Raw genomic sequence first — 23,479 nt, forward strand, 5'->3', positions numbered from 1 at the left:
GTGCCTGCACAGTCTGATTCGCGAACAGAGCGGGTGGTGAGCAGACGGCAGGTGCTGGCGTGCGGTCTCGGGACCGCATACCTGCGACGCCAGTTACGGCGTGGGTCGTGGGTCGCCGTGTACGAGGGCGTCTACGTGACTCATACGGGTCCGATGACGTGGACCCAGCGGGCGTGGTGTGCAGTGCTCGACGCGGCGCCCGCAGCGCTCAGTCACAATTCGGCGTTGTGCGCGGTCACCGGCGACAGCGGGGAGGCGAACGGGCCCGTCCACATCAGCGTCGATGCGCGCCGGAGTGTCACGCGCAGGCGAGGTGTCGTCGCCCATTACCGGACCGACTTCGACGAGGCTGTCGTCCGTGATGCGCATCCTCCCCGAGTTCGGACCGACGAGGCCGTCCTCGACGTCGCCGCGGGAGCCCCGACCATTACGAAGGCAGTCGCGGCCCTGTCGGATGCTGTACAGGCGCGGATAACTACACCCGGCCGCCTTCTCGACGCACTCGACGGTCGCTGCCGGATCCGGCGGAGGCAACTCCTGCGTGAGGTGCTGCTCGATGTCGACACGGGGGTGTGTTCGGTGCTTGAGCATCGATACCTAGCGAAGGTGGAACGCCCGCATGGTCTTCCGGCGCCGCTTCGACAGACACCGACGGCCGTCGGGCGACGAGGCTTCCGCGACGTCGAGTACGAGGAGTTCGGTCTCATCGTCGAGCTCGACGGACGTCTCGGCCACGCCGATGCGGTCTCCCGAGACCGTGACCTGCAACGAGACCTCGATGCCGCAGTCCACGGCGATCGGTTAACGCTGAGGCTGGGGTGGGGCCAAGTTTTCGACAGACCGTGTTCGACGGCGTCGAGCGTCGCGCAGGCGCTGACTAGGCGGGGGTGGGCCCAGGCGCCTCGTCCGTGTAGGCGTGTTGATTGTCCGATCGGGCACGTTGAAGCCGACTCGGCAGCCTAGTGCCGCCGATCTGTGCCACATGCTGGTACAGATCGGCGGACGAAGGATGTCAGCGGGTCAGCGCCTGCTCGACGAATGTCTCGATGGCTCCGCACAGCATCGGACCATGGCCGGGCATGATCACGACGGCATCCAGTTCGGCGAGGGAGGCGACGGCCGACTCGTTGGCCGCTACGTCGTGGGTGAAGACGTGATCGAGGCATTGCGGACCCGCGTGCTTGGCGATCGGGTGGCCGCTGACCAGTGCGTCACCGGAGATCAGGACTTCGCCGTCACCCGCGAGGAACGCGCTGTGTCCGCGCGTATGACCGTGTGTCGGGACCGCGACAGGCGAACCTGGCAGGGTCGACGGGTCGGCGAAGGCCTGGGTATCGGGGATGCCGTCCTTGTCGAGTGCTCCCAAGCGCACGATCTTGCCGAGCCAGCCGATGACTGCGGGACGGTAGGCGAGGGGTGCGATCGTCGACGCGTCAGCCTGCTCCAAGTAGTCGCGGCGTGCGTGCGTCACCTCCGCCGGATCGGCGAAGACGTCGAACGAATGCTGGCGTCGCAGACGCGCGATACCGCCGAGATGATCGATGTGCGCGTGTGTGAGCAGAGCGCCGCGGATCTCCTGAGGCGCGCTGCCGATCCGCCGCAGCGATTCGACTACCGCGCCTGCGTGCCCCGGGTACCCGCCGTCGACCAGGGTTACCCCGGACCGATCTTGCAGGATCGCCCAGTTGACTGTTGACGTCGACACGAAGTGTGTCTTCGCGTCGCCGTGCGTGATTGTCGTGATCTTCAGGTCCGGCATTACGGATCAGCCTTTCTTGACGACGAGGACGAACGGTCCGACTTCGGTGACAGTGAACATCTGGTCATCGAACACGGTCGGCGAGAACGTGACCGTGTATCGACGTACATTGGGGTCGTTCGGGAAGACGTCTTCGGCCAGTCGCAGCGTGTAGCCGTCGGCGCTGTACCGGAAGAGGAACACATTGGGGCTGCGCCACGGCGTGGCGGCCATCGCCGTCGTCAGCTCCTGCGTGGTGGTGGTCGTCGACCACTGCTCGATGGCTTGGGCGCGCTTGGTGAAGTCGGCGAGCGGGTTCGCGTAATGCGAGGTCAAGCCTTGGAAACCCCAATACGGGTAGAGGGACAGGAAACCGTAGTCTGCGGTCAGGACCACGTTCTGGTCCGCAGGCTTCCCAGTCTGTTTCCGGATCAGCCGGTGTAGTTCCGGATAATACGATTCGGCGCCTGCCGGGTGCTGGTCGGCGCGCTGACCATATCCGTCCGTGTCGGTATACGCGGTGGTGATCTCCGACGACAGGTGCGACGGGATCGACTGTGCCAATGCGATCGCGCCGATTGCCGCGAGAACCCCGATCGCCGTGCGGACGTCCCCGAACTTCGCGACGGCGGCCCGCGCGAGTTCGACGATGCCGAGGACACCTGCCGCAGCGAGTACGACGGCGGTCACCGCTTCGAGGCGGAACGAGAGCAGTGTCGATCCGATCGCGCTCCGCGCCAGCGACAGACAGGTGATGCCGACGACGCCGATCAGCGTCCATGCGAATGCGAAACCGATGGTGCGGTTGGCGGCGCGCAGCAGCACCCAGATCAGGCCGATGAACGTCAGCACGCCGATCAGGTTGAGCTGGAACATCGGGAGTCCGAAGACTGCGCCGTTCTCCGGCAGATAGTGCTCGGCCCCGTTTCCGGGCGTCGATGTGCTCGATGCGCGTGCCAGCAGGTACGGCGTCCATACGATCAATGCGACGCCCGCCGCGACGACACCGACCACGACGAGTCGAACGATCACCGCCAGATATTCGGCGCGGCGCTCCGACGTTCCGGGGACCGCCGCGTTGCGGTGACGTCGATAGGACTGGATGAGATAGCCGATCGCCATCAGCACTGTGGTGCCCGCGAACAGGCCCGTGTACAGCGTGTAGACGCACGCCGAGACGCCGATGAACAGCCCGGCCGCGGCGACGGACAGCCAGCCGGTGCGACCGAGCGTCGTCGGACCGTCGGTTAGGCGGCGACGCCCTCGCAGGGCGGACGCGGTCACCACCATCATTGGGACGCCGACCAGGATCAGGACGGCCGAATACGGTTCCGGCGACGCGTAGACGAGGGTGACGGCGGTCGACGCGAGGCCGATCGCGGTGCCCGTCGACACGCCGACCATCCGATTCCACAACGCGGTGCCGAGTGCTGCGGCGATCGCGATCGACAGGATCGCCCACAGCTTGTACGCCTCCCAGCCGGGCATGCCGACGAGGCTCGCGAACCGGCCGCCGAACCAGAACCAGCCCGCCGGATAGTAGGGGGCCAGACCGTCGTAGGTCATGTCCGCCAGATGTGGGCTGTCGGTCAGTCGCGTCAAGTATTCGGTGCGGAACTGCTGGTCTGCCGACAGGCCGAACAGGTACAGCTTGGTGGCGCCCAACGGCATGCCGAGCGTCACCGTCACCAGTCCGGCAGACGCGAGCGACGACACCCACGACGTCCACGTCCGGGAACGCCCCGACCGGTAGGCGACGACGGCGAGCGCCGCGACGACGATCACCACGCCCTGACCGAGGGTCGTGACGGCGCGCGACACGTTCGACGTGTTGAACGCCGGCCAGTCGACGGCGCCGATGATCTTCAGTCCAGCGAACGCGGCGACGGCGGCTAGGACGACGGCGCCGCCCAGTTCGGCGACGTCGCGTGCCCGCGGGTTCCTTCCGAACTCGCGTCGGGTTGTTTCGGGGGCCTCGACGGTGGACTGCACGAGATCAGATGGGCAGCTTGCGGAAGATTGGGCGTGGGACGTGACGCAACGCCATCATGATGAACCGGAACGGGCCCGGGACCCAGACGATCTCCTTGCCCGAGGCGACTGCGGCGATCGCCAGACGCGCCACGTCTTCCTTGTTGACGGTGAGCGGGGCTTCGGCGACATGCGCCGACAGGCGGGTGCGGACCTGGCCCGGCCGGATCACGAGGACACCGATCCCTTCGGGGCGCAGCGCGTCGCCGAGACCGAGGTAGAAGCCGTCGAGGCCCGCCTTGGTAGAGCCGTACACGAAGTTGGAGCGGCGGACGCGTTCGCCTGCCACCGAGCTCATCGCGATGATCTGTCCGTGTCCCTGCTCGCGCATCTTCTCACCGAGAAGGACACCGACCGAGACGGCCGCCGTGTAGTTGATGTTCGCTTCCAGGACGGCGAGCTTCTGGTCCTGCCAGGCCTGCTCGTCGTCGCCCTGGATGCCGAATGCGACGACGGCGACATCGATGTCGCCGCCGGAGAAGGCCTGCTCGATGACGTCCCGGTGAGTGTCGGTGGCGAGCGCGTCGAAGTCGATCTGCTCGACGGACGACGCTCCGGCGTCGGTCATCTGAGCGACGGCGGCCTCGGCGGCCGGATCGCCGGGGACCGTCGCCAGGACCACACGCATCGGTCCCTTGGTCAGGTACTCGGCGGCGATGGCCAGGCCGATCTCGGAGGATCCACCGAGGATCAGGATGGACTGCGGAACGCCGACGGCGTTGAACATGCGTATCTGCTTTCGTCAGTGATGTGTGGAGTCGGCGTCAGGCCAGTTCGAGGCGTCGACCCATGTCGGACATGAACACTTGGTTCGGGTCCACGCGACGGCGCGTCGCGATCCAGTCGTCGACCTTCGGGTACATGGCGTGGAAGGTCTCGGCGGTGGTCCGCGAATCCTTCGCCGTGTAGAGGCGCCCGCCGATCTCCATGACTCGGCGGTCCAGTTCGGAGACGAACTCGTGCAGACCGCGCTTGATCGGGAAGTCGACGCAGATGTTCCAACCGGGCATCGGGAAGCTCAGCGGAGCCTGATTGCCTTCACCGAACAGCTTGAACACGTTGAGGAAGCTGACGTGTCCGGACGCCTGGATGTCGTAGATGATGCCCTTGAACTCTTCGACGGCCTCCGGCGGAACGATGAACTGGTACTGCAGGAATCCGTGCGAACCGTAGGCGCGGTTCCAGTTCCCGAACAGGTCGAGCGGGTGGTAGAACTGCGTCAGATTCTGGATCTTTCCCTGGTAGTTGCCGCCCATCCGGTAGTAGGCTTCGCCGACCATCGAGAAGTTCATCTTGTTGGCGAGCCCGTTCGGGAACACGTCGGGGAAGTTGACGAGCGTCGGCGCGTCGAACTTCAACGGATCCTTGGCGAGCTTGTCCGGCAACTGGTCGAGCGTCGCGAGCGATCCGCGCGAGAACGTGCCGCGCCCCAGACGTGGGGGCTTGCTGATCGCGTCGAACCAGCCGGAGCTGTACGTGTAGTTGTCTTCCGACCCGTCCATGTGGAGGGCGATGGTCTCGTCGAGGCTCTTGGTGACGGAGCCGTCGGCGATGAAGTAGGCGGTCTCGGTGCGCGTCATCTTGATCTTGGCGCGCAAGATGATTCCGGTGAGACCGATGCCGCCGACCGTCGCCCAGAAGATCGACGCGTCCGGGTCGTCCTTGCTGCCCTCTGGGGTGAGGGTGAGGATCTCGCCGGACGCCACGAGCAGGGTGATCTCGACGACGTGGTTGCCGAAGCTCCCTGAACTGTGATGGTTCTTGCCGTGGATGTCGCAGCCGATAGCGCCGCCGACTGTTACCTGGCGGGTGCCCGGCAGCACTGGGACCCACAGGCCGTATGGCAGTACGACGCGCATCAGCGTGTCGAGGTCGACGCCTGCGTCCAGATCGACGACCGCGGTCTCGGTGTCGATGTCGTAGATCCGGGTGAGCTGAGTCATGTCGATCGTCAGGCCGCCGGAGTTTTGCGCGTTCTCGCCGTACGACCGGCCGAGCCCGCGCGCGATCACTCCGCGTTTGAGATACGACGGCTTGTCCGCGTCCTGGTCGGCGACGCGTGCGACGGCGTCGGCGATGACCTCGGGATACGGTGTGGTCAGCACATGCCCTTCGGTGGGCATTGTGCGGCCCCAACCCATCAGAGTCCGAGTCTGAATTGGAAGTAGTTCTGAGTTCGTCATCGTCAGTAGAGGCTACCCGCCTCCCGCGGCCGACCGCCGCCTATGTGACGTCCGTCGTCTACATTCGTCTGTGAGGGCGAGGAAGGCCGCGGGGGAACCGAGAGGAAAACCATGATCGTGGTCGGGTACGCAGGCGGCTCGCACGGGCGGGCCTGCTTGGAGCAGGCCATCGATGAAGCGTCGGCACGCGGCACTGGTGTCTTGGTGATCAACGCCGTGTCCGAAGGCGGACGGGGTAGCCCGGCCCGCAGCACCCGGATCGTCGACGCGGTCGAGATCGCGCAGGTCCAGGACCGGCTAACGGAGTCGGGCGTACCGTTCGAGATTCGGCAGCAGATCGGCGCCGACCCGTCCGACGAACTGTTGCGGGCGATGGACGAGCCGGACGCACAAATACTTGTGATCGGGATGCGGCGTCGTACTCAGGTGGGAAAGCTGTTGTTGGGCAGCACTTCCCAGCACCTTCTGATCGAATGTGGCAAACCGGTGATGGTGGTGAAGCCGCAGCGGCCTACCGCATGATCCGTTTCAGGAACGGCGTCGAGTCCTTCATGGATGCGAGCACCGTGCCGGAGTGGTCCTGCGTCGGGTAGACGTGGAAGTCGACGGGCTGTCCGGCGGCTTTCATCTGCGCGTACAGCGAGATCGCCGACGGCGCCGGAACGTCGATGTCCTTGAGCCCCTGGCCGAGGAAGATCGGGCGGTCGTAGCCGGAGTACGGGGTACTCATGTAGTCGACGAGGGCGGCTTGGACGCCGGGAATCGACGCGAGGGGGCGCGTGAACCACGAGTTGATCTTGGCGCCGCCGAGCGCGGTCTTGAGTTCGGGATAGCAGAGTTTCTCGGCGAGTCGGACGACGCGTCGCCCTTCCGCACTGAGCACCCGCTCGGGGTGCAGGTCGGTGCGGGCGTCGGTGAATCCGGCGATGATGTAAGCGGTGTACGTGGTGAGTCCCGACGGCAGCGCGACCGGCGGGACTTGCGGGCCTGCCTGCCACACGATGTGTTCGATGTTCGCGGGCGTCCCGGTCGCGACGACGCCGCGGTAGTCCAGTCCGGCACCCTTCGACAGTGAAGTGGCGCGTCGCGCCGCGTTGAGGGCCGCGCCTGCGCCCTGTGACTGGCCGACGATCGCCCACGTCTTGGACAACGGCAGCCCCGCCTGCTGGGCCGCGATCACCGAGTCGACTGTCGACGTCGCCTCCACTTGCCCGCTGAGATAGCTCATCAGGCCCGGGGTCCCGAGACCCACATAGTCGGTGGCGACCACCGCGTAGCCCTGGTCGAGCCAGTGGCCGAGGTAGGCGATGTCGCGGTCGCTGCGCGGCTGGGCCGACGGCGTACAGGTGTCACCGAGTCCGACGGTGCCGTGCGCCCACGCGATCACCTTGTGTCCGCCTGCGGGAGCCGGTCGTTTCGGTAGGAACACCGCGCCCGTGCTGACCGCGGGCTTCCCGTCGAAGTCAGGGGAGGAGTACAGAATCCGATAGGCGCTGCCCGCCGCGGGAAGGTTGATCGACGCATCGAGCGGCGTCTTCGCGAGCAGCGTGCCGTGCGCGCCGATCGGGCCGTCGTAGGAGCGAGCGTCCAGCCCCGACCACACTGGGGTCGGCGTGGTGTCCGCATGGGCGGCGGGTGTGGTCAGCGCCATGCCTGCGACCGCGGTGCATGCCAACGCTGCGGCGGAGAGTCGGCGAGTGAACCGGTGGGAGGAGGGGGAGACGACCATAGTCTTGGACCCTAGTCCGCCCGGACCGCTATCCGTGAAATTGTGGCCGAACTCGCTGTTCCCGAATTCGCTGTTCACCGACGCTCGGCGGCTCACTTGCATCGGTCCGGGCGCGCGGACCGATAGGCTGGTTCGGTGCCAGACTCCAGCCCCGACGACGTCGACCGCGTTCCGTTCCCTGTGCATCCCGCACACGAAGACTTCTCGACGCGGCACGCTCCGATGCCAGTCGAGCTGCCGTTCGACGATGAAGAGGCGTCGACGAGCGTCGACCTCAAGACACAGTTGGTTCGCTTCGTCGCGACCGGCGTGCTGTCCGCCGTGTTCGATTTCGCGCTCACCCTGCTGCTTCAGGACGTGGTCGGCACCCCGTACTGGCTAGCGAAAGCGTGTGGTTTCGTTCTCGGCACCACCATCGCGTATCTGATCAACCGCCGGTGGACGTTCCGCGCGGAGCCGAGCACGGCTCGATTCGTCGCCGTCGTGGTTCTGTATGTGGTGACGTTCTTCGTCAACATCGGCTTGTACAGCCTGCTGATGCACGAATGGGGCTCGGCGTTGGTCGCCTCCGCTGGCGCGTTCGTCGTCGCGCAGGGGGTGGCGACCGTCATCAACTTCGTCGTCCAACGAGCCGTGATCTTCAAGATCAGGTGACGTGACGGGGCTGCGACCGGAATCGTGGCGCAGGTATAGCTTCCACGGACCGAGAGCCTCAAGTTCCCCGCTCGGCTTCGGCATCGCTCCACGAGTAGGTGATGGCGCTGGGCGGGGAACTTGAGGTCAGGCCGCGTCCGAAACCTTCAGCAATCGCAACAGTCGCAGCAATCGCAACAGTCGGAACTGTCACACACCGGCGAGCGGTACTTGTCCGAGCAGTGGTTCCAGTGGTCGGTGCACAACGCCGGGCCGCAAAACGTCACACCAGTGAACGGGAGGATCCGCTCGTACCACGACCGGTTCGGTGGGAACGGCGGCGGATACGGCCACTCCTCCGGCCAGTCGAGAGGCTGCTGAGGAGGCCACACCTGCAGGCCTGATCCGATCGCTTCGATCCGTGCGCGTTCACCTGTGCGGCGACGACGCCGGACGGCCTGTGCGACACCGTCGACGAGAAGTGCGCGCAGAAGTCGGTCGTCGTGGAGTGCGAGATCGCGGTACCGGTCGGCGATGCGGCCGGCCAGCATCGTCGACCGCGCGAGCGCGAGTTGGTCCGACGTTCCAGTCGCGGTCAGCGGGTTAAACGCTCCGACTGCGTCGTCTGCAGGCCGATCGTCGACGGCGTCGAGGAGATGCGCGAGACGACCGTAATCGCCTCCGATCTCGGCTAGCACGTCGCGATTGACCGGTGCTTGTGCCAGGTCAGCGCTGGAGACGAAGACAGTGGCGCAGGCCCGCGCGGTCGGCTCGGTCAACGCGTCGAGATCGGTCGACGACGTCTCGATCTCAGCCTGGCGGTCGAGCGCGGTTAGGACCATCGAGACGTCGAGTGCATCGTGAGCGCGTGCCGCTCGGCGTTCCATTCCGAGCGCAGCCATCCTGGTCACGCGGGTGCGCACGGGCATAGGAGGTGCAAGCCCGTGCTGCTGTTCGGCCACGGCGTCGCGAGCTTTCGCTGACGCCAGGGTGAGCGACGCCGCGGTCGCGAGTCGTACCCCGGGGTCGTTCGATGTCACGACCTCAGCGCGTCGCATGCCGCGGAGAGCGCAGGGCCCAGCGGTCCGCGTGGCGGCGGCCGGTGTGCGCTGCGCGTCGGTCAACACCGACACCATGACGGCGTCGGTGTTTGTCGTCAGCCGGGCCGTCTGCCCGTGATTGTCGCGCAATGACAGGCACAGGCCGCACAGATGTGCACGCCACTGAATACGAAGGTCGTCGTCGAGCACGTGTCGACACGGCTGGAGCAGTCCGAACATGCGTCGAATCTACTGTCGCGGAGCGGGTTTTCTTCGGACGGTCAGTCGACGACGGGTCGGCGTGTCAGGAGAACTGGACGAGCGCGGTGCACTTGCCGAACACGCGCTTGCCGTTCACCGTGGCGCCGAAGGTGATCAGACCGCGCTTGGTGTCCGGATACAGCTTCTTGATCTTCGCCGTGTAGACGACGACGGCAGCCTCGGTCGGCGGGACGTAGACCGCACTCGAGAAGCGCGCGCTGAGTTCGCGAAATGCGGCCGGGTCGCCGACGAACGCCGAAAGATAGCCTGCGGCGGTGCCGAGCGTCAGCATGCCCTGCGCGACGCAGGTGTCGAGTTTCGCGGCCGCCGCTAGTTCGTCGCTGTGGTGGATCGGATTCGGGTCGCCCGCGACGCCGACATAATTGGCGAGGTCACCGCGGGTGAACTTCTGGGTCCGCGGAGGGATCTCCTGTCCTTCGGAAACCGAATCGAACGGGATCGCTCCGAACGAACGGGGCTCGTCGTTGGGGATCTCGGCGGCTTCCGTCGGGACCAGAGGGAGCACATGCGACGCGGTCGGCGAGAACATGACGTCGTCGACGAGCGACTGGAACTCGTCGGTGAGTCCGTCGCCTGTCTCGCCCGGGCCGGCGAGCGTCGTCCATGACTCCTGCATGACGCCCTTGTCGAGGTCTCTGATGACGGTCTTTCCAGTGAACAGGTCGGCGCCGGCCGCCGACTTGTACGAGTCCAGTGACACATCCGACTTGAGGCGGTCACCCGCGGTGACCGGCCGGTGGAACACGAAGCGTTGTTCGACCTGCAGGACACCCGACTTCAGCGGGTTGCCGGGGATCATCTCGAACAGTTGGGCCTGCGCCTTGGTGCCGTCGAGGACGACAATCGTCAACGGCGCGAGCAGACGGTCGTGGCCTGCGGCCGCCGACTTCGCCTCGTCCCAGTGGACAGGGTTGTCGTCGTGGAGGGCACGAGCGAACTCGCGGATCTTCTCGCGACCGACCTCGTAGTAGTCCTGGGTGGTGAACACCTTACCGATCTCTGCTTCGATGGCCTGGGTGCGATCCGTTCCACTACTAGTCATGGGTCACCATCCTACCGAGCGGTAAGCACTGGGAAATCACCGCGTGCCTGCGTCATGACTCACTATTCACCTTCGCGATCACGTTCTCGCCGTACCAGTTGAGGTGTTCGATCTTCTTTTCGAGTGGTTCGGTGTCGTTCCCGACGACGTATGGGAGTCGGAACCCGACGATCACATCGGTGATCCCTTTGTCTTCGAGCCGCTTGCATCCGTCGACGGTGTAGGCGTCCATCGAGATCACGTGGATCTCGAACGGATCGTCCTGCTTGCCTTCGGCTTTCCGGATTGCGGTGATCTTGTCCAGCAGAGCGTCGAGTTCCTCACCGGGCCCCCCGCCGTGCATCCACCCGTCGCCGCGGATCACGGCGCGCCGCAACGCGAGGTCGGCGTGTCCGCCGACAAGCAGCGGGATCGGCTTGGTCGGCGTCGGCGACATCTTGATGCTCGGAATGTCGTAGAACTCGCCGTGGAATTCGAAGTATCCGCCCGAGGTGAGGCCGCGGATGATGTCCATGCACTCGTTCATACGCTTGCCGCGGCGTTTGAAATCCACGCCCATGATGTCGTAGTCCTCCGGCCATGGGCTGGTGCCGACGCCGAGCGAGAGGCGGTTGTTCGTCAGGGCGGCCACCGACGCCGCCTGCTTCGCGACGAGAGCGGGCGGCCGGATCGGCAGCTTGAGCACGAACGGCAGGAAGCGCAGCGTCGTCGTCACCGCGCCCAGTGCCGCCGCCAGGATGAACGTCTCGATGAAGTCTTTGTCTTCCAGGAACTCCCGGTTTCCGTCCGGGGTGTACGGGTACGTGGCGTCCGACTCCTCGGGGTACGCGACGGAGTCGGGGATGGTCATCCCGGCGAAGCCCGACTTCTCGGCGGCCTGCGCCAGCGGCGCGTAGTAGCTGATATCGGTCATGGCTTCGGCGTACGTGAATCGCATGACAGTCAGGGTAGAACACGTTCTAGTTAGATGTCGATGGGTTGACCACGACGAGACCATGCCGAGAAGATCGGTACGCACACGAGCCGCCGAGGACAATATGTCCTCGGAGGCCGCTGAGAGAGCCGAACTTCTACAAGGAGTCGGCGAACTCGTCCCTCAGCGCGCGCCGGGGCGGGTGAACCGTTCGCCGCGCCCCAACTTGCGCAGTCGCATCCACTCGCGGAAGCCTGCGACGTCGTGTTGCTGGATCAGGAAGAACCAACCGAACCGCGCATACTCCTGGGGTAGGAGCTTGCGCATGCCGGGCTGGCTCATCAGATAGCCGCGGTTGCGGTAGGTGAAATACCGCTTCACCTCGTTGTCCGGGTACTGCGTGTGCATGCGGCCGCCGAGGATGGGGCGGAACTCGTCGCTGCCGTCCGGGTGCAGGTACGCGGTGGTCAGACAGGTGCCGAACGAGATTCCCGACCGCACCAGCCTGCGGTGCATCTCCACTTCGTCGCCGCGGAAGAATAGGCGAAGATCGGGTACACCGATCCGGTCGAGCGTGTCCGCGGAAAACAAGGCGCCGTTCATCAACGACGCGATGCCCGGGAGGAGATCGTCCGCCGACGACTCGCCGGGCGCGAATAGTTCGGACCGCTTCCGCCGCCAGACGAGGCCGCGTCGTAGCGGGAAGGCTAACGCGTCGGGTTCGGCGATGTTGACGACGACCGGGGACACCTGACCAAGCTCGTGGCGGGCCGCGCAGTCGAGAAGCGTCGTGAGGACTTCGGGGCCTTCGGGGCGGCCGTCATCGTCGGCACACCACACCCAGTCGGCTCCGAGCGCGAGCGCGTGCAGCATGCCGAGCGCGAATCCGCCCGCACCACCCAGATTGCGCTTGGACGGGAGGTACGTGGTGTCGACCGGCTGACTGTCAACGAGTTCACCGACGGTCGGGTCGGCGTCGTTGTCGACGACGATCAGATGGTCGACGGGGCGGTCCTGGTTCGCGACGACCTTCAACGATTCGGCGAGCAGTTCGGGCCGTCGATGCGTGACGACGACGGCGACGACTGTGGTCACTGTGCGGCCTCGTCGTTCTCCGCGAGCACCTTGCGAACCTGAGCTGCGGCGTCGGGACCCTGGTAGGCGCCGACGACTTCCTCGATGCCGCCATCCATGCGGACCTGGCCGTGATCGATCCACAGCGCACGATCGCACAATTGGGCGAGGAACTCGTTGGAATGGCTGGCGAACACGAGGATGCCGGAGCGTTCCACGAGGGCCTGCAGTCGGACGCGGGCCTTCTTCATGAACTCGGCGTCGACAGCCCCGATCCCTTCGTCGAGAATCAGGATCTCGGGGTCGATGCTGGTGACCACGCCGAGCGCCAGGCGTACGCGCATGCCGTTCGAGTAGGTTCGCAACGGCATTGACAGATAGTCGCCGAGTTCGGAGAATTCGGCGATTTCATCGGTCTTGCGCAGCATCTCCTTACGACTCATCCCGAGGAACATGCCGCGGATCAGGATGTTCTCGTACCCGGAGATCTCCGGATCCATACCGACACCGAGGTCGAAGACGGGGGCGACGCGGCCGCGCACCTTGCAGGAACCTCGCGTCGGCTCGTAGATCCCGGACAGCAGACGCAGCAACGTCGACTTGCCTGCACCGTTATGGCCGACGAGCCCCACCCGGTCGCCGTGCTCCAGGTGCAGATTGATGTCGCGGACCGCTTCGACGACCACAGTCTTCGAGCCGTTGGACCCGATGACGCCGCCCGCCGCGCCGAGGACCGCCTTCTTCAACGATCGAGTCTTGGCGTCGAAGATCGGGAAGTCGACGCACGCGTCCCAGGTGTCGACGCGGATGTCGGTGTTGTCTGCCACGGGTGTGTCTCCTAAACCCAGTACGCCACGCGGGCGCGATAGTTGCGCATCACGACGAGGGCGGCGGCGCACCCGAGCGCGGTACAACCGAGCACGATGCCCCAGTGATAGAACTCGACATGTTGTCCGAGGAGTGGTCCGCGGGCGATCTCCAGGTAGTGGAACATCGGGTTGAGTTCGACGAGCTTCATCCGGCTGGACCCTTCGGTGCCCACTGCGTCGAGAGTCTGAGCCGACCAGATGATCGGGGTCATGAAGAAGACGAGCCGCACCGCGGTGGTCAGAAGCTGGCCGATGTCGCGGAACCGCGTGGACAGGATCCCGAAGACGATGGTCGCCCACGTCGCGTTGAGCGCGAAGAGCGCGATCGCGGGGATCACGAGCAGGGCCGACCAGTCGATGGGCTGCGGGAATATCGCGAACACGATCACGTAGATCACCACGTTGTGCGCGAAAATGATGATGCTTCGCCAGACAACGCGGTACACGTGAACGCTGATCGGTGCGGGCAGCTGTTTGATGAGGCCTTCGTTGGTGGAGAAGACGATCGACCCGTCGAGGATGGACGTCTCGATGAAACCCCAGAAGATGAAGCCGAGCAGAACGTACGGCAGGAACGTCTTGATGTCCTGGTGGAACAGTTCGCCGTACAGGATGCCCATGGCGACGGCGGTGACGCCGGTTGCGATGGTGATCCACAACGGCCCGAGGACCGACCGCTTGTAGCGCTGCTTGATATCGGTCCAGCCCAGGTGCAGCCAGAGTTCAGAGGTGCGGAAACCCTCGACGAGATCCTGGATGCCCCGTGCGAACGTTCGCGAATCCGAGGTGGGCGGGGGCGGCGGAATGCTCCGACCGGCTACTCCGCCGTCATTGGCTACGGCTGACACAACGACACAGCATACCGGCGGGTCACAGATATTGACCGGTGCTGTGGTTGTCGGACATGTCACCGCCGGCCGGCGGGAGTACTCCTTGCCGCATCTGTTCGAGTTGGCCGCGGGCAGCCATCTGCTGCGCGAACAGTGCGGTTTGGATGCCGTGGAACACGCCTTCGAGCCATCCGACGAGCTGGGCTTGTGCGATACGCAGCTCGGCGTCGGTCGGGGTCTGTTCGTCGGAGAACGGCAACGCCAGGCGGTCGAGTTCCTCCCGCAGTTCGGGCGCGAGACCGTCCTGCAGTTCGGCGATCGACGAGCGGTGGATGTCGGCGAGGCGGGTGCGGCTCGCATCGTCGAGGGGCGCGGCCCGCACTTCTTCCAAGAGCTGCTTGATCATGGTCCCGATGCGCATCACCTTGGCAGGCTGTTCAACCATGCCTGCGACCGGGTTCGACGCCGCGTCGCCGTGCTCGGCAGCGGCAGCCGAGAATTCGATGACCGGTTCGTCTGGTGTCGCCGACGGGTCCGATGACAGCGGGTTTCCGGGGCCTGAAGTGCCGAACATCTCGGGAAGCATGGTTCCCATTGTGCCGCGTGCGTCGTCGTCCTGACGTGATCGGTGCGAGTCAGGTGTCTATCGTTGTGGCCATGCCGTTCGACATCGCTTCCGTGCGAGGACTGTTCCCCGCCCTGGGGGACGGCTGGATCCACCTCGATTCCCAGCGTGGAATGCAGATCCCGGACGCGGTCGCATCCGCGGTGTCGCGGGGCGTCCGGTCGTACCCGGTGCTCGGCGGTGGACTGTCGCGCCAGTCGTTAGACGCTGCGGCGACGACGATGCAGGCGCGTGAGGCGATCGCCGACCTGCTCGGCGCGGATTCGGCGTGCGTCGTGTTCGGACCGTCGCGGGGGGCGCTGGTGTCGGCGTTGGTCGAGTCTCTCCCCGTGACGTCGTGGATCGGCGATGGCGTCGTCTTGTCGGTGCTTGACGACGAGGAGAACATCGTCCCGTGGCTGCGTGGCGCGGCCCGGCACGGCGCGGCGGTCCGGTGGGCGCAGGTCGACATCGAGGACGGTTCGCTGCCACCGTGGCAGTTCGGCGAGTTGATCACCGACCGGACGAGTGTGGTGTCGGTGGCGTTGGCGTCGTCGACGACGGGGGCGATCACCGACATCGGGCAGATCGCCGGGCATGCGCGCGCCGCGGGCGCGCTCATGGTGGTGGACGCGACGAGTGCGGCACCGTTCGTCCCGCTGTCGATGAGTGAAATGGGCGCGGATGTCGTGCTGGTGAGTGCGGAGCGGTGGGGAGGCCCGCGGATGTCGGCGATGGTGTTCGCTGACCAGTCGCGGATGGCGTCGTTGACGAATGTGTCGATGGATCCGCATGCGACGGGCCCCGCCCGGCTCGAACCGTCGCCCACACCTACCGCGTGGCTCGCCGGACTGGTCGCTTCGGTTGAGGTGCTTGCGGGTCTCGATTCGGCGGTGACCGGGAGTCGGCGTCGTCGGCTGACAGCGTCGATGGACGGCGCCTACGAATATCTACAGCGACTCACCTTCTATCTGGTGAACGCTCTGGACAATCTCGGACATGTCCAGGTGATCGGCGCGGATACGCACCGGGTTCCGCTTTTAAGCTTTTTGGTCGACAGGGTGAGCGCGGAGAAGGTCGGTGTTCGCTTGAACGACAACGGGATCAGCGCGCTGCACGCTGTCCCGAACCGTGCTCTGCATGCGATCGGCGTTGCTGACGCAGGCGGCGCGGTGACCGTCGGCCTGGGTGTTTACTCCACCCCGTACGAAATGGACCAATTGGCAAGGGTGCTTGGTTCGTTCGGCTGATCGGGACTCGTCCGCGGTGGACTCGATTGGATGCGACCGGAGTTTCGACCGTATGGTTGCGTTCGAAAGTGTGGAGTTCAGGGGGCCGGAGGGGGAGCCGAGTTGGAACAACGTGATGGTGACGGGGGGCTCGCGCCGATTCTCGACAGCGCTGAGCGCGATCTGTGGCAGCAGTTCGTCACAGGCGGCTGGATGTTGTATCGGTCGCTGTTCAAGCAGATCGATTCGTCGTCGGCTTTGACGAGCGCTGACTGGCGCGTCCTCGAAGTGTTGGCGACTGCGGAGAGTCTGCGGATCAGTGATCTCGCGGAGGCCACCCAGATTCCGTTGAGCACGGTGTCTCGTCAGGTGGCCCGCTTCATCGAGAACGGGTATGTGTCCCGTTTGGGGAACGTCGACTACGACGCCCGCCAGAAGTGGGTGAGGATCACTGATTCCGGTCGTGAGATGGTGCAGCCGATCCTCGACGAACGGGACCGCGCCGTCCGACGGCTGGTCATCGACTCACTGACTCCCGAAGAGTTCGACACGCTGTGCCGCACGTTCGGCAAGATCGGCGAGCGAATCGTCCGCGAAGGCCTGTAAGGAGCGTCTCGTTGGGCGAGGCGCGATCTGCTGGTCGGGCGGAGGCGAGACGTCATTCCATCGTCAAAAGCACTTTCCCGACGGCTTCGCCGGAGTTCAAGCGTTCGTGTGCGGAGTCGGCGTCGTCGAGGCGGAAGGTGGAGTCGATGATCGGCGCGATGTCGCCGCTCTCGATGAGTGGCCAAGTTCGGGCGACTGTCTCGGCGACGACAATGGCCTTGGAGCCGGGCCCGGTGACGGGTCGTGCGCGCAGCGTGGTTCCGATGACGGCGGCGCGTTTGCTCATGAGGGCGCCGATATTGAGTTCACCTTTGACGCCTCCCTGCATGCCGATGATGACGAGTCGGCCGCCGATTGCGAGGGCATTCACGTTTTTGCCGAGGTATTTGGCACCGATGATGTCGAGGATGACGTCGGCTCCGCCGTGTGCGGCGAGGACGTCGTCGAATTCCTGGGTCGTGTAGTCGATGAGGATGTCGGCGCCGAGTTCGCGGCAGCGGTCGAGTTTGGTCTGGTTGCGTGCGGTTACGGCAACGCGTGCGCCGAGTGCGTGGGCGAGTTGGATGGCGTGGGTGCCGATTCCACTGCTCCCGCCGTGCACCAAGAGTAGTTCGCCGGGTGCGAGATGCCCGGCCATCACGACGTTCGACATCACAGTGCACGAGACTTCGGGGAGAGCCGCCGCCGAGACGAGGTCGATGCCCCGAGGGGCGGGCATCAACTGCGCTACCGGTACCGCGACCTTCTCGGCGTAGCCGCCGCCCGCGAGGAGAGCGCAAACGTCGTCGCCGACCGCCCAACCGGAGACCTCGTCGCCGATCGCAGAGATCGTGCCGGACGCTTCGAGACCGAACAAGTTCGACGCTCCGGGAGGCGGCGGATACAGCCCCGCGCGCTGCATGATGTCGGCGCGGTTGACGCCTGCCGCCGCGACGTCGACGATCACCTCGCCTGGTGCCGGCTCCGGATCGGGTAGGTCGACGATGTCCAAGCTCTGCGATTCGGGGATGGCGCGCATGAATTCAGTGTCCCATCGATCCGGCAGGTGGGCACCCGCCGAGCGCGTGCGATAGCCTTTTCGGCGGAAGACTCGCTACTTGTCGCTGCACGACACTGTCGCAGATCGCTTGGGCTGCGAGTCTTTCGAAGGAAGCGTGGCAGAGCGGCCGAATGCACTCGCCTTGAAAGCGAGCGTGGGTAAAACCACCGGGGGTTCAAATCCCTCCGCTTCCGCAGAGAGGGGCCAGGTCAGAGAGAAAATCTCGACCTGGCCCTGGTTCTATGCCTGACGGGTTCTGGAAAGTTGACACACCAGTTGACACAACTCACCTGCCATTACCCGTAGAATTACTCCGTGGCCAAGCTCCCGATTGGTGTCGAGAAGATCGAGTACAAGTCCGGAACCGTGCGCTACGAGGCACGGGTGGACGCGGAAGTGGACGGTGAGCGTCGGCAGTTCCGGCGCCGGTTCAAGACGGTGGCCGAGGCGTCTGACTACCGCAAGCAGACCGTCGCCGCCGCGGTAGCCGGCAAAGCGGTGCCCACGACGGCGCTGACGGTGAAGGTTGCCGTGGAGGCGTGGCTGGAGGCCCAGCAGCTCGCGCCGTCTACGCGTGCGGCGTACTCGGCTGCGCTGGCACCGGTGGTCGAGAAGTACGGCAAAAAGCGGGTCCAGTCGATCGAGAAGGCCGATGTGGTGGCGCTGATCAAGGAGCTGCGCGAGGGCGACGGTCCCAGTGGGCGGGAATGGGCGCGAACGAGCATCAATCCCATGAGGGCGCGGTGGCAGTCGGTGTGGGAGGACTTGGTCGAGCAGGGGAAGGTGGCGCGCAATCCAGTTGAGTTGGTCAAGCCGCTCCGCAAGCGTGATGATCCAGTCGCGGCGAAAAGCAAAGGCCCACTTGATCTTTCAGATAGGCTGACGGACGCGGAGGTAGCCCTTTTGGAGGCTGCTCACCCGCCGACACCACCGGCGGACGCCCATATGCGTTCGGCACCCTATCTGGCCGCGATGAGGGCCCCGATGATCGCGCTCGGCCTCCTCGGTCTGCGCAGGGGTGAGATGGCCGGACTGCGGTGGTCGAGCCTCGACTTGGATAAGGGGACGATGCAGGTCGCTCTGACCACCCGAGTCGCGGTGCGGGGCAAGATCATCGAGCAGTCGGTGGGAAAGACCGCGTCGGCAGGGAGGTGGCTGCCCTTGCCAGATCCCACACTCCGCGTTCTGCGCGCCGCGAAGGCCCGTCAGGATGCCGAGAAGGCGCGGTACGGGGAGCGATGGCGTGGTGGCGACGACCCGTTCGTGCTGACGCAGCAGAACGGGCGTCCGACGTCACCACGAACTCTCAATTTCTGGTGGAACGACGCGCTCGTGGCTGCAGGGGTATCGCATCGGCGTTTGCATGCGTCGCGCCACACGGCGGCGAGTCGACTCATTGCGATGGGTGCCTCCCCTGCGGAGGTGGCCAGGTGGCTTGGCCACGCCGATGGCGGCGAATTGGTGCTGAGGACGTACGCGCACGTTCACAAGGACGACTTACGGTCGCTGGCGTCAGCACTCGACTACAGCCGTGCGAGGGTCGTTCCGGAGGGTCGGGGGCCGGTCCACGTGGTCGATCAGGAACTCCCCGCGCACGCTGTCGAGTCGCTGGGGATGGTGCGGGACCCGGAGACGGGCGAATGGGACCTGCCGTAGGTAGGGCCTGATGGGATGCCACCATCCGAGGCGTGATGTGGACGTGTGGACATGTGGACACGGGAACATGAAGAGAACCAGCCCAAGTCTGAGGGAATCCTGAGACGGCTAGGTCTCGCCGAGTATTGGTGAACGGACCCAAAAAGCAGCGATGAACTGCATATATAATAATATATGCATATATTTTTCATTCATGTCATGCGCGAGGGCTTCATGGATGTGGACACTTTGCCGCAGGCGATGTCCACGTGTCCACATCGCACCAGCGGTTCGAGTCTGCTTGTCGCTGACGAGGCCCGGATGAGCCATAACCCGCGCTCGCACGAGGTCCATCCAGAGATCTTATTGTGATGTCGGTCATAGTATATTGCCCATTCTTCTGAAAATACTCTGTGTGCCCTCGTCTGAGGGTTATCGCCGCTGGCTGTTGGGCCTAGATGTGAGTGATCGTCGGCCGGTCGGCGACGGTTTTTCCATTACCTTTTCGAGATACGCGAGACCTCGAAAATAGCCTCTGAACTGGGATGATAGTGGGCTCATTAGTGGACATGGGGGTGCGATACGGGCATCCTGATGACAGGCGAAAGACGCCGACACGAAATCCGAAAGGCAGGGCAATGGCAACACCGAAGCGCATCCGGTGGATCAGCCCGGCCGAGTACGCCGAGATCTACGGACTGCACATCAAGACCGTCCGCCGGCGCTTGAAGGCGGGCGCCATCCCCGGCGCTATGCAGCCGGAGCCCGGCCACGCGGTCCGCATCCCCATCGCGGACGAAGCGGCCTAGACCCAACCCCAGCACGACAACGAGGCGACGCCTCGTTAGTTCGTCGTGCCCATATCCAGAAGGAGCATCAAATGTCGTACGCAAGTAGGGACAACATCGACCTCGATGTGCTCGACCAGATCGACGCCGCGTTCGAATCAGGCGGCGGCACAGTCGCGGCGTTCAACGCCGAGACCGAACCCGGGACCGTCGTTACCGGTCCGATCGCGGGCGTGGCCATGCGGCAGAGCCGCGACTTCAAGACCGGCGATCCGGCGTTTTGGCCGGATGGTAAGCCGAAGAACGAAGTCGTCGTCCGGGTCGAGACCGACCACGGCGAACGCGCCGTGTACATCCCGACGTGGGGTCGGGCGAAACAGGCGCTGAGCGAGGCGGTGGGCGAGGCGGGGCTGTCCAAGATCTCCGAGGCGCTTCGGCCCGGAAACGTCCTCTCCGTGCGATTCGCAGGCAAGAAGCACGCGGTCCACTCGCGCTCGGGAGAGCAGTACTCCTACCGCGACTACGAGTACCGGGTGGAGGTGGCGAACGGGTCGGATAACCCGTTCGCCGCACAGCCCGCCGCCGGGTGGAAGTGAAACGAGGAGAGCCGACCTCCGTTGGCGCGGATGTCGGCTCTCGTTGCCCGATCACGATTTAGCAGGGAGTGCAAACCATGTTGTTGGGCGAGGACCTCGACGCGGCGTTCGATGATGACGACGACGAGATCGACTACGACGACGATACCAGCGAACCGGCCAGCTTCGATACGTCCACGGGCTACGGGGCTGCGGCCCCGGCCTATTGGAAGAGCGGTTGGCGGTCGATCCTTCCACTGCCGCGTGGTCGGAAGTTTCCTCCACCGTCGGGCTACACCGGTGACGGTGCCGCGGTGCCGTCGTACGCCGACATCACCGCGTGGGGTGAAGATCATCCCACCGGAAACGTGGCGCTGGGCATGCCGGACGACGTCATCTGCGTCGATGTCGATGACTATCCGGGCAAGCGAGGCGGTGAGACGCTGGACAAAGCTGAGAGTGCCTGGGGCGCGTTGCCGCCGACGGTGCGGTCGACGTCGCGTGATGACGGCGTGAGCGGCATTCTGTACTTCCGGGTGTCACCAGGCAGGCGATGGAAGAGCCAGCTCGACGTCGGCGGCACCTCCGACGTCGAGATTATCCAACGCAGCCACCGTTATTCCGTCGTGTGGCCGTCGATTCATCCCAACGGTGGCCAGTACCGCTGGCTGGACGACGACGGCAACGAGGTCGGCATCCCCCGCGTCGAGGACTTGCCGATGCTCCCGGACCGTTGGGTGAAGGAACTCACCGCCGCGTCGGTGCCGTCGACGGCTGGTGTGAGCGTGGACGTGGCGGAGACGTTGCGGTCGGTGCCCGACGGTGACATGGATCAGGTCGTGGCCGTCCGGCTCGACCAGGCGATGACCGACCTGCGCGGCGGGGGTAGCCGCCACGACACGGCGATGCGGCATGTGTTGGCGCTGTTACGGTTCGCCGAGCAGGGGCATCCCGGTGTGCGCTCGGCGCTAACCGCACTGTGCGAGGTCTTCGTCGAAGCGGTGACGGTCGATGGATCGCGCAGCAGGGCCAGCGCAGTGAGCGAGTTCAAGCGCATGCTCACCAACGAGCGCGGTCACGCGCTGATCGCCGCCTCGCCGACGCTGAATTTCGATGAGCTGGTCGAGGTCGCGGGGATTGTGGCTGCTGATGGTGCACCACCCACCGGGCCGCCGAACTCGCCGGTCAGCGTCGGGAGTGGCTTCGATGACGACGCGTTCTGGGCATCTCGTGCGTCGCTGTCCCATATTCGTGATTCTGCGTATCGCCGCATGGTCGCGCCGTGGGGCGTGTTCGGGGCGGTGAACATCCGCGCCTTGGCCACCGTCCCGCACACCGTCACTCTTCCGCCGATGGTCGGCGGCAGGGGCTCACTGAACGAGTTCGTGGCTTCCGTAGGGGATTCCGGTGCCGGGAAGGGTGCCGCTCACGCTGTGGCCACCGAATTGGTGCCGCTTGGGCCCGAGATCGGCCAGGTCGAGGTCGGCAGCGGCGAAGGCCTCGCACACCAATTCGTCCGGGCGGCCACAGCCGGGGAACGGCAGCGCGAGGAGGCCGACGAGCACGGCATGATCTGGCGCCGGCGGTCGGTACTTTTCAGCGCAACGGAGGTCGACAACCTCAGCGCGCTCGGGCAGCGCACGTCGGCCACGCTGCACGGCAAACTGCGATCGGCGTGGTCGGGTGAAGAGATCGGCTTCGCCTATGCGGCTGCGGACAAGGCGCTGACCAGCGGATCGCACTCGTACCGACTGGGGCTGAACGTCGGCGTGCAACCCGAGCGGGCCGGTGCGCTGCTGGACGATGCAGCCGGTGGCACTCCGCAGCGCTTCGTGTGGGTGTCGGTGACCGATCCGCGGATCAGCCGCGATCGGTACGACCCCACGCCGATCGAACCGCTGGAATTGCCGACCGACTGGCCCGAGGAACCGTGGACCATGCGGGTGCCTGCCGTGGCCGTCGATGCGGTGCTCGACGCACACGTGGCGCGCCAGCGCGGTGAAGGTGACGCCCTGGACGGGCATGCCCTATTTGCTCGTCTCAAGGTGATGGCCGCACTGGCCGTCATCGACGGTCGGATGGAGCCGACCGAAGAAGACTGGGACCTGGCAGGCGTCGTGATGGCCCATTCCGACGCCACGCGATCAGCAGTGGTGGAGCGGCTCAAGACCGCTGACCGCGAGGCTGCGGCTGAGAAGGGAGAGCGCTCGGGGATCGAGCGCGAGGCGGCGGTTCGGTCGGAGTACGACGCCAAGCTCAACCGGGTGTGCGGGGTGATCCTTCGTGCGGTCGGGCGGCTGACCGAGGCTGGCAAACCGGCAACCGAAGGGTCCATCAACCGCCTGATCGCCGGGCGCGACCGGGCGATGAAGCCCGACGCGCTGGAGGCGCTGATCTTGCACGGGGATTTGATCCGCAACAAGGCGAGCGGCACGTTCTCCCTACCGGAAGGGGCGGCGGCATGACGGCATGACAACGAACGGAACCAGCACGAAACGACTAACTAACCGACTCAATAGGAGAACACGATGAACAACATTTGTCCTGAAATCATGACCGACGCTGCGACGGGCGGTGGGATTCGCCTGGCCCTGGTACGGGCTGTGGAGGATGCGAGCAATCTTCCGTGGGATGTGGCC

At 65.3% G+C, this 23,479-nt stretch carries 22 protein-coding genes and 1 tRNA gene; 10 read left to right on the top strand and 13 right to left on the bottom strand.

Features of this window, described 5'->3' with window-relative positions; translation table 11 throughout:
* The first annotated feature begins 36 nt into the window (after nucleotides 1-36).
* Nucleotides 37-963 carry a hypothetical protein gene (locus MP11Mi_RS07280; protein WP_420041623.1) on the top strand — a complete coding sequence of 309 codons (927 nt, stop codon included), beginning with the start codon at nucleotides 37-39 and terminating at the stop codon, nucleotides 961-963.
* Between the two features lie 49 nt (nucleotides 964-1,012).
* Here MP11Mi_RS07280 and MP11Mi_RS07285 read toward each other — a convergent pair whose 3' ends face one another.
* Genes MP11Mi_RS07285 through MP11Mi_RS07300 form a run of 4 tightly spaced genes read right to left on the bottom strand, consistent with a single transcriptional unit; the run spans nucleotide 1,013 to nucleotide 5,952 of the window.
* Nucleotides 1,013-1,759: an MBL fold metallo-hydrolase gene (locus MP11Mi_RS07285; RefSeq protein WP_420041624.1), complete on the bottom strand. Its 747-nt coding sequence runs from the start codon at nucleotides 1,757-1,759 to the stop codon at nucleotides 1,013-1,015.
* A 6-nt stretch (nucleotides 1,760-1,765) separates the two neighbouring features.
* Nucleotides 1,766-3,730 carry an arabinofuranosyltransferase gene (locus tag MP11Mi_RS07290; RefSeq protein WP_420712850.1) on the bottom strand — a complete coding sequence of 655 codons (1,965 nt, stop codon included), beginning with the start codon at nucleotides 3,728-3,730 and terminating at the stop codon, nucleotides 1,766-1,768.
* 4 nt (nucleotides 3,731-3,734) lie between these two features.
* Entirely contained in the window at nucleotides 3,735-4,496 is a 762-nt protein-coding gene (locus tag MP11Mi_RS07295; protein WP_420041625.1) for a decaprenylphospho-beta-D-erythro-pentofuranosid-2-ulose 2-reductase, read from the bottom strand.
* A gap of 37 nt (nucleotides 4,497-4,533) precedes the next feature.
* Entirely contained in the window at nucleotides 4,534-5,952 is a 1,419-nt protein-coding gene (locus MP11Mi_RS07300) for an FAD-binding oxidoreductase (protein ID WP_420041626.1), read from the bottom strand.
* Between the two features lie 111 nt (nucleotides 5,953-6,063).
* On the opposite strand from MP11Mi_RS07300, the gene MP11Mi_RS07305 reads away from it, so the two are divergent.
* Entirely contained in the window at nucleotides 6,064-6,474 is a 411-nt protein-coding gene (locus MP11Mi_RS07305; protein WP_420041627.1) for a universal stress protein, read from the top strand.
* Here the strand turns inward: MP11Mi_RS07305 and MP11Mi_RS07310 are convergent.
* A complete protein-coding gene (locus MP11Mi_RS07310) occupies nucleotides 6,464-7,681 on the bottom strand; it encodes an alpha/beta hydrolase family protein (RefSeq protein ID WP_420041628.1) in 1,218 nt (405 codons plus the stop codon). The two genes, MP11Mi_RS07305 and MP11Mi_RS07310, sit on opposite strands and share 11 nt — an antisense overlap.
* A 222-nt stretch (nucleotides 7,682-7,903) precedes the next feature.
* Between MP11Mi_RS07310 and MP11Mi_RS07315 the strand changes: the two genes are divergently transcribed.
* Nucleotides 7,904-8,335 carry a GtrA family protein gene (locus tag MP11Mi_RS07315; protein ID WP_420042037.1) on the top strand — a complete coding sequence of 144 codons (432 nt, stop codon included), beginning with the start codon at nucleotides 7,904-7,906 and terminating at the stop codon, nucleotides 8,333-8,335.
* A 146-nt stretch (nucleotides 8,336-8,481) separates the two neighbouring features.
* Here MP11Mi_RS07315 and MP11Mi_RS07320 read toward each other — a convergent pair whose 3' ends face one another.
* The 7 genes from MP11Mi_RS07320 to MP11Mi_RS07350 form a co-directional block, all read right to left on the bottom strand.
* A complete protein-coding gene (locus tag MP11Mi_RS07320; RefSeq protein WP_420041629.1) occupies nucleotides 8,482-9,594 on the bottom strand; it encodes a DUF5685 family protein in 1,113 nt (370 codons plus the stop codon).
* 64 nt (nucleotides 9,595-9,658) lie between these two features.
* Complete coding sequence (locus tag MP11Mi_RS07325; protein ID WP_420041630.1) at nucleotides 9,659-10,678, bottom strand: fused (3R)-hydroxyacyl-ACP dehydratase subunits HadA/HadB; 1,020 nt, start codon at nucleotides 10,676-10,678, stop codon at nucleotides 9,659-9,661.
* Between the two features lie 52 nt (nucleotides 10,679-10,730).
* Nucleotides 10,731-11,615 carry a TIGR03619 family F420-dependent LLM class oxidoreductase gene (locus tag MP11Mi_RS07330; protein ID WP_420041631.1) on the bottom strand — a complete coding sequence of 295 codons (885 nt, stop codon included), beginning with the start codon at nucleotides 11,613-11,615 and terminating at the stop codon, nucleotides 10,731-10,733.
* 159 nt (nucleotides 11,616-11,774) lie between these two features.
* Complete coding sequence (gene glfT1 / locus MP11Mi_RS07335) at nucleotides 11,775-12,686, bottom strand: galactofuranosyltransferase GlfT1 (RefSeq protein WP_420041632.1); 912 nt, start codon at nucleotides 12,684-12,686, stop codon at nucleotides 11,775-11,777.
* Nucleotides 12,683-13,492, bottom strand: coding sequence for a galactan export ABC transporter ATP-binding subunit Wzt/RfbE (wzt, locus tag MP11Mi_RS07340; RefSeq protein ID WP_420041633.1), 810 nt, complete (start codon nucleotides 13,490-13,492; stop codon nucleotides 12,683-12,685). Before wzt ends, glfT1 begins: the two co-directional genes overlap by 4 nt.
* A gap of 11 nt (nucleotides 13,493-13,503) precedes the next feature.
* On the bottom strand, nucleotides 13,504-14,382 hold the full coding sequence (wzm, locus tag MP11Mi_RS07345) for a galactan export ABC transporter permease subunit Wzm/RfbD (protein ID WP_420041634.1): 879 nt from the start codon (nucleotides 14,380-14,382) through the stop codon (nucleotides 13,504-13,506).
* Between the two features lie 22 nt (nucleotides 14,383-14,404).
* Nucleotides 14,405-14,950 carry a bacterial proteasome activator family protein gene (locus MP11Mi_RS07350; RefSeq protein WP_420041635.1) on the bottom strand — a complete coding sequence of 182 codons (546 nt, stop codon included), beginning with the start codon at nucleotides 14,948-14,950 and terminating at the stop codon, nucleotides 14,405-14,407.
* Nucleotides 14,951-15,021: 71 nt separating this feature from the next.
* On the opposite strand from MP11Mi_RS07350, the gene MP11Mi_RS07355 reads away from it, so the two are divergent.
* The gene (locus MP11Mi_RS07355; RefSeq protein ID WP_420041636.1) at nucleotides 15,022-16,218 is read left to right on the top strand and encodes an aminotransferase class V-fold PLP-dependent enzyme; all 1,197 of its coding nucleotides are present in this window, start codon (nucleotides 15,022-15,024) and stop codon (nucleotides 16,216-16,218) included.
* A gap of 102 nt (nucleotides 16,219-16,320) precedes the next feature.
* Nucleotides 16,321-16,803, top strand: a complete 483-nt coding sequence (locus tag MP11Mi_RS07360; RefSeq protein WP_420041637.1) for a MarR family winged helix-turn-helix transcriptional regulator — start codon at nucleotides 16,321-16,323, stop codon at nucleotides 16,801-16,803.
* A gap of 52 nt (nucleotides 16,804-16,855) precedes the next feature.
* Here MP11Mi_RS07360 and MP11Mi_RS07365 read toward each other — a convergent pair whose 3' ends face one another.
* Entirely contained in the window at nucleotides 16,856-17,821 is a 966-nt protein-coding gene (locus tag MP11Mi_RS07365; protein WP_420041638.1) for an NAD(P)H-quinone oxidoreductase, read from the bottom strand.
* Between the two features lie 130 nt (nucleotides 17,822-17,951).
* Between MP11Mi_RS07365 and MP11Mi_RS07370 the strand changes: the two genes are divergently transcribed.
* The 5 genes from MP11Mi_RS07370 (at nucleotide 17,952) to MP11Mi_RS07390 (ending at nucleotide 23,305) form a co-directional block, all read left to right on the top strand.
* A tRNA-Ser gene (locus tag MP11Mi_RS07370) sits at nucleotides 17,952-18,036 on the top strand.
* Between the two features lie 121 nt (nucleotides 18,037-18,157).
* Nucleotides 18,158-19,498, top strand: a complete 1,341-nt coding sequence (locus MP11Mi_RS07375; protein ID WP_420041639.1) for a tyrosine-type recombinase/integrase — start codon at nucleotides 18,158-18,160, stop codon at nucleotides 19,496-19,498.
* Nucleotides 19,499-20,115: 617 nt separating this feature from the next.
* Nucleotides 20,116-20,286, top strand: coding sequence for a MerR family transcriptional regulator (locus MP11Mi_RS07380; protein ID WP_268897877.1), 171 nt, complete (start codon nucleotides 20,116-20,118; stop codon nucleotides 20,284-20,286).
* Between the two features lie 71 nt (nucleotides 20,287-20,357).
* Nucleotides 20,358-20,861, top strand: coding sequence for a hypothetical protein (locus MP11Mi_RS07385; protein WP_420041640.1), 504 nt, complete (start codon nucleotides 20,358-20,360; stop codon nucleotides 20,859-20,861).
* Nucleotides 20,862-20,938: 77 nt separating this feature from the next.
* Nucleotides 20,939-23,305, top strand: a complete 2,367-nt coding sequence (locus MP11Mi_RS07390; protein WP_420041641.1) for a bifunctional DNA primase/polymerase — start codon at nucleotides 20,939-20,941, stop codon at nucleotides 23,303-23,305.
* Nucleotides 23,306-23,479 lie beyond the last annotated feature (174 nt).

Origin of the sequence: Gordonia abscondita (assembly GCF_032711245.1) — a bacterium.
In the GTDB taxonomy this organism is placed as follows: Bacteria; Actinomycetota; Actinomycetes; order Mycobacteriales; family Mycobacteriaceae; genus Gordonia.